The following is a 9222-nucleotide window of genomic DNA, read 5'->3' on the forward strand; positions in this document are numbered from 1 at the left end:
CCTCGACGGTCCGGTCCGCCCGCTCGCGGGCCGCGTCCCGGTCGGCGACCGCCGTGCGGGCCTCCTGGCGGGCCCGGACCGCCGCCGCGGCCGCGTCCTCGGCCTCGCGGCGGGCCTCGTCCCGCTCGGTGTGCGCGGCCGCCACCTCGGCGGACGCCTCGGCGCGCAGCTGCGCGAGCTGCCGCTCCACCCCGGCGGGGGAGAGCTCGGCGTGCAGGGCCTCGGTGAGGGTGTCCACGATCTGGTCGAGGCGGTCGACCGCCTCCCAGGTCCGGGCGACCTGGCCGGGCAGGCCGGGGGCGTTGCGGTGACGCATCCGGGAGTTGCGCGACGCCCGCTGGCAGGCGCCGTCGTTGTCCCGGCAGTACCGGAACGGCCGGCCCGCACCGGCGCGCTGCGGCACCTCCCGTCCACAGTGGGCACAGGGGCGGGTGTCGGCGGTGGGAGTGGGCTGGGCGTCCATCGAGCGCGAAGTCTAGTGGCACCGGCGCGGGGAGCCGGTCGACGTCGCCACTAGGGTGGGCGGATGCCCGTCTCCCCGTACGTCGCCCGGATGCGCAAGCACATCGGCACCGACCTGCTCCTGCTGCCCGGGGTCAGCGCGGTGGTGCGCGATGACGCCGGGCGGGTGCTGCTGGCCCGGCGCAGCGACAACGGCCGCTGGTCGTTGCCGGCCGGCGTCATCGACTCGGGCGAACAGCCGGCGGACGCGGTGCTGCGGGAGGTCCTCGAGGAGACCGGGGTACGCGTCGAGATCGAGCGGGTCGGCGGGGTCGCCACCCACCCGGTCGTCTACCCCAACGGCGACGCCTGCGAATACCTCAACGTGTGGTTCCGCTGCCGCCCGGTCGGCGGCACCCCGACCGCGGACGGCGACGAGTCCACCGAGGTCGGCTGGTTCGACCCGGACGACCTGCCCGAGCTGGACGACTGGTCCCGGCTGCGGATCGACACCACCGTGAGTGAGGACGCCCCCACCTGGCACGCCCGGCCCGGCCAGCGGCACCCCGCGCTGGGCCGACCGGACGCGCTCTGACGCTCCACGCCAGCAGGGGCGGGCCTGATCCGTCAACGCAGGAGCGGACGGCCGCGCCGTGGCCGCGTCACGGGGTGACCAGCGCTGCCCGGGACCGGTCGGCGGCGATCCGTACGGCCAGACCGGCCAGCACGGTGCCCATCACCCAGCGCTGCACCCGCAGCCACAACGGCCGCCGGGCGAAGAACGCCGCGATGCCGCCGGCGGTGAGCACGATCAGCGCGTTGACGGTCAGCGCGATCACGATCTGGGTGAGCCCGAGCAGCAGGCTCTGCGCGGCGACGTGGCCGTGCGCCGGGTCGATGAACTGCGGCAGCAGCGACACGTACAGGATCGCGATCTTCGGGTTGAGCAGGTTGGTGACCAGACCCATGGTGAACAGCCGCCGCGGCCGGTCCGGCGGCAGCGGCGCCGGCGCGAACGCCGACCGGCCGCCGGGGCGCAGCGTCCGCCAGGCCAGCCACAGCAGGTACGCCGCGCCGGCCAGCTTCACCGCCGTGTACAGCGGCGGCACCAGGGCGAACACGGTGGCGATCCCGGCCACCGCGGCGGCGAGGTAGACGAGGAAGCCGACCGCCACACCGAGCAGCGAGATCAGCCCCGCCCGCCGGCCCTGGGTGACCGACCTGGACACCAGGTAGACCATGTTCGGACCGGGGGTGAGCACCAGACCCAGCGCCACCAGACCGATCCCCACCAGCGCCCCGACCGTGATCATGTAGCCTCCCACCCGTCGCTCCCTTGATCACCCTACGCGGGCCCGCCCCCGTCACACCGCCGGCCGCCGGCCCCGGCGGCCGGAGAGCTCGCCGGTCTCGTCCTCCCGCCAGGTGCGCAGCAGCAGGCTCACCCACGTCCGGTAGGGCCGCCACCCGTCGGTGATCCGGGTCAGCGTGTCGTCGTCGACCTCCTCGTCGAGGCGGTACGCGTCCCGGACGGCCTGGCGCAGCCGCTGCTCGTGCCGGGGCGCCACGTCCGGGGCGCCGGCGCCGCGCAGCAGGATCAGCTCGGCGGAGAACGGGCCGATCCCCGGCAGCGTCGACAGCTCGCGCAGCGCCTCGGACGCGGGCAGCGCCCGCAGCCGGGCCCCGTCGAGCCGACCGTCCAGCGCCGCCGCGGCCAGCCCGCACAGCCACTCCGGTTTGCGGCCGGCCAGCCCGCCCATCGTGATCAGGGTGTCGACGCCGCGCAACAGGTCGGCCGGGCCGGGAAAGGCGGTGACCGGGCCGTCCGGCAACTCCACCGGGGTGCCGAGCCGCTCGGCGAGCCGGGCCTTGACGGTGGCGGCCTGGGTGATCCGGATCCGGTGGCTGATGACCGCCCAGCAGGCCGCCTCGTACGGCGACCAGAAGGTCACCGGACGCAGGCCGGGATAGCGGCCCTGCAGCCCACCGACGACCGGATCCCGCTCACCCACCTCGGCGAAGCCGGAACCGTCGACGTCGAGGGAGAGGATTCGGCGCAGCTGCGCCCGCACGGCGTCCCGGTCGGGTGGGTCGCCGGGGGAGTGGACCTGCGCGTGCACCACCCCGTCGGCGTCCTGGCGCACCCGCAGCCCCACCGGTGTCCACCGGCCGTCGAGCGGGAACGCCAACCGCAGCACGGCCGGCCCACCGCCGGCGTACCGTGCCGGGGTGAAGCCCTCCAGGAAGCGGACGCTCGCCGCCAGCGAGAACGGCCCGCGCGGGGTCAGCGTGAAACTCATCGGTGTCGAGGTCATCGCCGAAGGTCTACCACCAGCGACCGACATCCCGGCGCGGACGGGTCTCGCCAGGGCCGGGACGGCGGGCGACACTACCGGGATGTCGATCGAGTTGCGCGCCGCGCCCACGCCCACCGCGCCCGGTCTGCTGCTGCGCCCGTGGCGGGACGACGACGTGGCCGCGCTGCTGGCGGCGTACCGGGACCCGGTGCTGCGCAGCTGGACCCGGTACCCGGTCAGCACCACCGCCGACGCCCGCGCGTTCCTGCGGCGCAGCCGGCAGGGTTGGGCGGCCGGCCGCCGGTTCAGCTTCGCGGTGCTCGAGTCGTCGCCGGACGGGCAGCGGCTGGTGGCCAACGTGATCCTCAAGGACGTCACCCCCGGGCGCCCGTACGCGGAGGTGGGTTACTGGACGGCGGCCCCAGCCCGCGGGCGGGGCGTGGCGCCGCGCGCGGTCACCGCCGTCAGCGACTGGGCCTTCGCCCGCTTCGCGGCCGGCGGGCTGACCCGGCTGGAGCTGCTGCACCAGGTGGACAACCCCGCCTCCTGCCGGGTGGCGGAGAAGAGCGGGTACGTCTTCCAGGAGGTGCTGCCGGCCCGGCCACCGTTCCCCCGCGACGGGCACCGGCACGTGCGCAGGCGGGTCTAGCCGCGCCCGACTGGCACACCCTCCGGTCGTCTCCTCCGCATTCGACCAGATTGACCATGCCGGGCCACGCAGCGTGACCACGGCCACTACCGTTGGTCGCCATCCTCACATCGGCCTGAAGACCCCGGTCGTTTCCTGGGGCATCATGATCAGTGAAGCGGAGAACTACATCCGGGTCTCACTCTTCCTGCTCTTCTTCCCCGCCGCGTTCCTCGTCACCGCCGTGCTGAGCTTCGTCATGCTCGGCGAAGCGGTCCGCGAGGCCCTCGACCCGAGACTCCGCTGAGCCGGCCGACGACCCGGGCGATCCGCCACGCTGCCCTCACTCCTCGCCGACGGTCTCCGTCTCGTCGTCGTGCATGAACTGGACGGCGAGGTGCTCGTCCGGCTGCGGCGCCTGCTCCAGGTGGTGGTGGGGATCCCCGTCGGTGGAGAAGAGCACGTCGTCGGTCTTGGGGGTCTTCTCGCGGTTCTCGTCCGGATCTGTCACGTCCACTCCTCCCGGATGCCGCACCGACCGTGAACGGTCCTGCCTGCTCAGGTCAGCCTTCTGTCACCCACCCTAGGCGGGTCGGGCGGCCGTGGCAGGGGTTCGGCGAGGCGTCACCGGCCGGCGAGCAGGAGCACCGCCGCGACGACCAGCCCGGCCTCGACGAGGACGACGAAGACCCGGTCGCTGATCCGGCCGACGACCCGGCGGCCCACCCACGCGCCGGCGAGGGTGGCCGGCGTGAGCGCCGCGCCGAGCAGCAGAACGTCCCGCCCGATCAGGCCGGCGGCGGCGTACCCGACGGTCTTGGACAGGTGCAGGGTGAGCGCGGCGGCGGCCTCGGTGCCCACGTACGCGGCGCGGGTGAGGCCGTAGGCCAGGAAGAACGGGGCGGTCAGCGGGCCGACGGACCCCAGCAGCGCCGACCCGAGACCGGACGCCGCGCCGACGGCCACGAAGGTGCGCTCGGTGGGCCGGGACGGCCGCGCGCCGATGCGGCGCCACGCCACCACGGCGAGGAGGAACACCCCGAGCAGCCGTTTCAGGGCGGCCAGCGGGGCGTGGGCGAGCAGCAGCGCGCCGGTCACCGCGAGGGGCACCGCCCCGGCGGCGAACCGGCCGGCGAGGCGCCAGTGCAGCTCCGGGCGGTTCAGCCAGACCCGGGCGGCGTTGCTGGAGAGCTGGGTGAGGGTGAGCACCGGCACCGCGACCCGCAGCCCGAACAGCGCGGTGAAGACCGGCAGCAGCAGCACACCGCCGCCGAAGCCGGTGACCGCCGACAGCAGGGCCAGCAGGAACGCCGCCGCCGAGGCGGTCAGCAGCGTGCCCACCACCGGGGTCAGCGGTCGACCGGCGCGGCGCCCGCCGGCCCCCGCCCCGGCCCGTCGGGCGGTCCGTCGGTCTCTCCGCTCGGCGGTTCGTCGGGCGGTCCGACGGCCGGATCGGGGGCGGCCGGGCCGAGCAGGCGCAGCAGCAGGCGCGGCTCACCCGGCCAGGCGTCGAGCAGCACCTGCCGGGGCACCTGCCGGCCGGCGTAGCGCAGGGCGAGGGCGACCACGACGATGTCGTCGAGCGGGCCGATGACCGGCAGGAACTCGGGGATCAGGTCGATCGGGCTGGCCAGCCAGAGACCCGCGACGACGATGGCGATCTTGGCGCGGCGAGGCACCCGCGGGTCCCGGCGTAGCCGGCGCACCGTGGTCAGGCAGTCGGGGATGAAGGCGGCCAGGTCGCGCAGGATGCCCGGCGGGAGGCGTCGGGCGAGCAGCACCAGCAGGGCCCAGCTGGCGAGCAGACAGGCCACCGCCACGCCGAGCCCGATCAGCCAGTCGCGCACGAGGGGTCCTTTCGCCGGGTACGGGCCACGAGGAATGTACGCCGGGTCACGCCCACCCGCGCGGCACGCCGTACGGCGGGGAATGCCGCGCCGATCACACGCGCTGAATCCCGTCACGGACAGCGGATACCTTGGGTGCGGGAGGTGGCGGCGGTGACGATTGGCTGGGAGGCGGCGGTCGAGGCGCAGATCCGCGCGGCCCAGGAGCGCGGCGAGTTCGACAACCTGCCAGGGGCGGGCAAACCGATCCCCGGCCGGGGCCTGCCGTACGACGAGTCGTGGTGGATCAAGAGCTTCCTGGAGCGTGAGGCGCTCCCCAGCGACCTGCTGCTGCCGACCCCGTTGCAGCTGCGCCGCCGCGTCGAGCAGCTCCCCGACGAGGTGCGGGACCTGCCCACGGAGGAGTCGGTGCGCGCGTTCGTCGCGGACCTGAACGCGCAGATCGTGGCGTGGCTGCGTACGCCCACCGGCCCGCGGGTGGTGGTGCGCCCGGTCAACGCCGACGACACCGTACGCCGGTGGCGGGCCGACCGGGAGCGGACGGCGACCGAGCGGGCCGCGGAGGTGGCGGCTGCGCCGCCGGCCGCCGCGCCGACCACCCGGCGGCGTTGGCGTTTCCCTTGGCGGCGGCGCGGCTGAACCCCCGGCCCCGACCTGGGGGTGTCCCCGGATCGCTCAGGACACGGCCGCTCGCCAGCTCCACGCCGTGCGGCGGGGACGATCGCCGAGTGCGGCCCGACCGGTCAGCCAGAGCAGGACCTCCGCCGGCTGCCCGGCCGGCGCGTCGGGGAACAGCCGGCCCACCACCTTGGCGCTCAGGTCGGCGGGCAACCGCCAGTCGGCGCCCAGGCCGCGGGTGACGTCGTGGGTGTGCAGCAGGATCTCGGCGACGCCCATCGCGGCGAAGCCGGCCGGGTCGGTCGGCCCCCAGTGCCAGGCCCGTAACGTCGGCTCGGCGCCGTCGACGGCGCCGGCCAGCAGTTGCGCGCACGCGTGCACGACCCGCAGCACCTCCGCGGGCGCCGCGTCGGAGCGCACCCGCAGGTCGTACGGCAGGTAGCCGTCGGTGGGCTGCCCGGCAACCTGGCCGGCGTAGGCGAGCAGGTCGTGCGCCACGTGCGCGGCGGTGATCCAGCAGGACCACTCCAGGTCGCCCGCGGGGACGGACCAATCGTGCCCGGTCAGCGGAGCCAGAACCTCGGCCATCGCCGTCGCCGCGGCCCGGACGTCCGCTCCGGTCGCTGTGGTCATGCCGTCGACTCTGCCGCCAGCCGTGCGCGTCCGCCACCCGGCGGCCCGCACGCGAGCGCGAGGGCGTGAATCACTACGACCTGGGGTGCTGGTAAGAACGGCGACACTAGGCGCCAATTAGTGGATCTTCGCCGTACCGACCCGCCCAGCGCCGACAAGGGCGCCACGGTGCGTACCGCAGTCGCAACCGTACGGGCCCGTTTGGAGTCGTGATCACGTGGCTGGGAAAGGATTGGACGGGATGATGCTCGGGCTTGTAGCTTGCAGTTGACCGTGACACCGCCCGAGGAGGTGAGACCCATGAACGCTGTATCGATGTGGGTGCTCCCCCTTCCCGTCACGGTCGGGCGATTGACGTAGGTGTCGCCGGGAGCGCCTCGCCAACAAGGCACTCCCGAAAGGCAACACCTATGCACTCTCTGCAGTTCACCGCCGAGCCGTCGTCGAACGATACGGTCGAGCGCGACTTCACCGCGGGCGACGTCCCCGGACTCCCATCGCCGGCCTCCGACGCCGATCGTGCGCCCCTCATGTTCGACGTGATCATTGCCGGGTGCGGGCCGACTGGTGCGATGCTGGCCGCCGAACTGCGGCTGCACGATGTGCGGGTACTCGTCCTGGAGAAGGAAACCGAGCCCGTGTCGTTCGTCCGCATAGTCGGTCTGCATATTCGCAGTATCGAGCTGATGGCAATGCGCGGACTGCTGGATCGCATTCTCCAGCATGGAAGACAGCGTCCGGCCGGCGGTTTCTTCGCCGCCATCCCCAAACCCGCGCCCGAGGGCCTGGATTCCGCGTACGCCTATCTGCTGGGTATCCCGCAGCCGGTCATCGTTCACCTGCTCGAAGAACATGCGATCGAACTGGGTGCGCAGGTCCGGCGCGGTTGCGCGGTCGCCGGTTTCGAGCAGGACGACGAGGGTGTGACCGTCGAGCTGGCCGACGGGGAACAGCTGCGATCGCGCTACTTCGTCGGCTGTGACGGCGGGCGCAGTACGGTGCGTAAACTGCTCGGTGTCGGCTTCCCCGGCGAGCCCTCACGGACCGAGACCCTGATGGGCGAGATGGAAGTGGGCGTGCCGCAGGAGGAGATCGCCGCCAAGGTGACCGGAATCCGCGAGACCCATCAGCGATTCTGGCTCCGGCCCTTCGGCGAAGGGGTCTATAGCGTCGTAGTCCCCGCCGCGGGAGTCAGCGACCGCGCGGAACCGCCCACCCTCGAGGATTTCAAACAACAGTTGCGCACCATCGCCGGAACCGATTTCGGCGTGCACTCCCCGCGCTGGCTGTCCCGCTTCGGGGATGCCACCCGGCTAGCCGAACGTTATCGGGTCGGGCGGGTGCTGCTGGCCGGCGATGCGGCACACATCCATCCACCCACCGGCGGACAGGGCCTCAACCTGGGCGTTCAGGACGCATTCAACCTCGGCTGGAAACTGGCCGCACAGATCCGCGGCTGGGCGCCGGAAACACTGCTGGACACCTACCAGGCCGAGCGTCATCCGGTCGCCGAGGACGTGCTGGACAACACAAGCGCCCAGATGGAACTGTCGTCCACCGAACCGGGCCCGCAGGCCGTGCGCAGGCTGCTCACCGAACTGATGGACTTCGACGAGGTGAACCGCTATCTGATCGAGAAGATCACCGCGATCGGCATCCGCTACGACTTCGGCGAAGGCCCCGACCTGCTCGGCCGCCGCCTGCGCGACATCGACGTGAAACAGGGCCACCTCTACGGTCTGCTGCATCGCGGCCGCGGCCTGCTGCTGGACCGCACCGAACGCCTGACCGTCGGCGGCTGGTCAGACCGGGTCGATTACCTCGCGGATCCCACTGCGGTACTGGATGTTCCGTGCGTCCTGCTACGCCCCGACGGCCACGTCGCCTGGATCGGCGACGATCAGCAGGACCTGGACGACCACCTCTCCCGCTGGTTCGGCAAGCCCGCCAACTGATTTCGCCTGAGCAGCGGTCATCCCGCATATACGTGGCGAGATGGCGAGCAGATCTGCGGCGCTGTCGGCCAGGAGCTGGGATGGTCGTCGATGGCGGCCGCGACCGGTAACCGTTCGGTCCTGCCCGCGCCCAGGTGGTCAGAGCAGCGGCTCCAGGTCGTCGTCTTCGTCGTCGTCCGGCTCCTCGGCATTGAGGGCCAGGGCCTCGCGCAGCCAGCCCAGTTCGTCGGGGTAGAGCGCCACGTGGTCCACCGGCGGATGGCCGCGTCGTCGTCGAGGTCGTCGTCGCCTTCATAGGTGCCGGGCAGTTTGACGGCGATCCAGACGTCGTCGCCGAGCAGCTGCGCGGGCGCGCGCAGCCGCACCACGGTGGGGTCGGTGGTGAGGCTGTGCTGCGGGTCGAGGTCGTCGAGGTCGATGCCGTGTTCGGTGTCCATGTCGTGCTCGGCGGCCAGCCCGGCCGTGCAGACCACGGCCAGGTGCGGGTGTTGCTGGGCTGGGGTGCGGGTGCCGTCGGCGAGGTTGGCGTAGGCGTCGAACGCGGCCTGCGGGTGCAGGGTGAGCAGTTCGCCGATCTGCCACCAGTCCAGGCCGGCGGCCAAGGCGTCGCGCATGACGCTGTGGTGCAGATGCCGGGCGCCGGCGGTGAACCGCTCGGCCAGGGTGACGGCGTTCTTGAAGTCGCCGGCGCGTAGCCGCGGCCAGGCCTTCGGTGAGGGAACTGCCGTACTGCTCACGGAACGTTTCGGTGTGCACGCCGGTGCGGGTGGGGGTCATCGTGGCTGTCCCTCGCTGCTCGGGGG

General features: G+C 73.0%; 12 protein-coding genes and 1 pseudogene. 5 read left to right on the top strand and 8 right to left on the bottom strand.

What is annotated here, in order from left to right; all coding sequences use genetic code 11:
* Positions 1 to 463: pseudogene (locus DKT69_RS30210) on the bottom strand (hypothetical protein); the annotation flags it as partial.
* Between the two features lie 63 nt (positions 464 to 526).
* Here DKT69_RS30210 and DKT69_RS30215 point away from each other — a divergent pair.
* Entirely contained in the window at positions 527 to 1036 is a 510-nt protein-coding gene (locus tag DKT69_RS30215) for an NUDIX hydrolase (protein ID WP_109804848.1), read from the top strand.
* 67 nt (positions 1037 to 1103) lie between these two features.
* On the opposite strand, the gene DKT69_RS30220 is transcribed toward DKT69_RS30215, so the two are convergent.
* Both DKT69_RS30220 and DKT69_RS30225 read right to left on the bottom strand, forming a co-directional pair.
* Entirely contained in the window at positions 1104 to 1754 is a 651-nt protein-coding gene (locus DKT69_RS30220; RefSeq protein ID WP_109804849.1) for a LysE family translocator, read from the bottom strand.
* 51 nt (positions 1755 to 1805) lie between these two features.
* The gene (locus tag DKT69_RS30225) at positions 1806 to 2741 is read right to left on the bottom strand and encodes a DNA-3-methyladenine glycosylase family protein (protein ID WP_201749933.1); all 936 of its coding nucleotides are present in this window, start codon (positions 2739 to 2741) and stop codon (positions 1806 to 1808) included.
* Positions 2742 to 2838: 97 nt separating this feature from the next.
* On the opposite strand from DKT69_RS30225, the gene DKT69_RS30230 reads away from it, so the two are divergent.
* Both DKT69_RS30230 and DKT69_RS30235 read left to right on the top strand, forming a co-directional pair.
* The gene (locus DKT69_RS30230) at positions 2839 to 3387 is read left to right on the top strand and encodes a GNAT family N-acetyltransferase (protein WP_109804851.1); all 549 of its coding nucleotides are present in this window, start codon (positions 2839 to 2841) and stop codon (positions 3385 to 3387) included.
* A 145-nt stretch (positions 3388 to 3532) separates the two neighbouring features.
* Positions 3533 to 3673 (top strand): hypothetical protein, encoded by a 141-nt coding sequence (locus DKT69_RS30235; RefSeq protein WP_236648446.1) that lies wholly within the window; start codon positions 3533 to 3535, stop codon positions 3671 to 3673.
* Between the two features lie 36 nt (positions 3674 to 3709).
* Here the strand turns inward: DKT69_RS30235 and DKT69_RS39230 are convergent, their stop codons facing one another.
* The 3 genes from DKT69_RS39230 to DKT69_RS30245 form a co-directional block, all read right to left on the bottom strand.
* Positions 3710 to 3877: a hypothetical protein gene (locus tag DKT69_RS39230; RefSeq protein ID WP_201749934.1), complete on the bottom strand. Its 168-nt coding sequence runs from the start codon at positions 3875 to 3877 to the stop codon at positions 3710 to 3712.
* 113 nt (positions 3878 to 3990) lie between these two features.
* Positions 3991 to 4710 (bottom strand): sulfite exporter TauE/SafE family protein, encoded by a 720-nt coding sequence (locus DKT69_RS30240; protein ID WP_236648447.1) that lies wholly within the window; start codon positions 4708 to 4710, stop codon positions 3991 to 3993.
* A 5-nt stretch (positions 4711 to 4715) separates the two neighbouring features.
* The gene (locus tag DKT69_RS30245) at positions 4716 to 5213 is read right to left on the bottom strand and encodes a YkvA family protein (RefSeq protein WP_109804853.1); all 498 of its coding nucleotides are present in this window, start codon (positions 5211 to 5213) and stop codon (positions 4716 to 4718) included.
* A gap of 153 nt (positions 5214 to 5366) precedes the next feature.
* Here DKT69_RS30245 and DKT69_RS30250 point away from each other — a divergent pair, with 153 nt between their 5' ends.
* Positions 5367 to 5852: a DnaJ family domain-containing protein gene (locus DKT69_RS30250; protein WP_109804857.1), complete on the top strand. Its 486-nt coding sequence runs from the start codon at positions 5367 to 5369 to the stop codon at positions 5850 to 5852.
* A 36-nt stretch (positions 5853 to 5888) separates the two neighbouring features.
* On the opposite strand, the gene DKT69_RS30255 is transcribed toward DKT69_RS30250, so the two are convergent.
* On the bottom strand, positions 5889 to 6464 hold the full coding sequence (locus DKT69_RS30255; protein ID WP_109804854.1) for a maleylpyruvate isomerase N-terminal domain-containing protein: 576 nt from the start codon (positions 6462 to 6464) through the stop codon (positions 5889 to 5891).
* Between the two features lie 530 nt (positions 6465 to 6994).
* Here DKT69_RS30255 and rox point away from each other — a divergent pair.
* Positions 6995 to 8419 carry a rifampin monooxygenase gene (gene rox / locus DKT69_RS30260; RefSeq protein WP_201749936.1) on the top strand — a complete coding sequence of 475 codons (1425 nt, stop codon included), beginning with the start codon at positions 6995 to 6997 and terminating at the stop codon, positions 8417 to 8419.
* A gap of 17 nt (positions 8420 to 8436) precedes the next feature.
* Here the strand turns inward: rox and DKT69_RS39235 are convergent, their stop codons facing one another.
* A complete protein-coding gene (locus DKT69_RS39235; RefSeq protein ID WP_201749935.1) occupies positions 8437 to 9156 on the bottom strand; it encodes a hypothetical protein in 720 nt (239 codons plus the stop codon).
* Positions 9157 to 9222 lie beyond the last annotated feature (66 nt).

It is taken from the genome of Micromonospora sicca, from assembly GCF_003172935.1.
Taxonomy (GTDB): domain Bacteria; phylum Actinomycetota; class Actinomycetes; order Mycobacteriales; family Micromonosporaceae; genus Micromonospora; species Micromonospora sicca.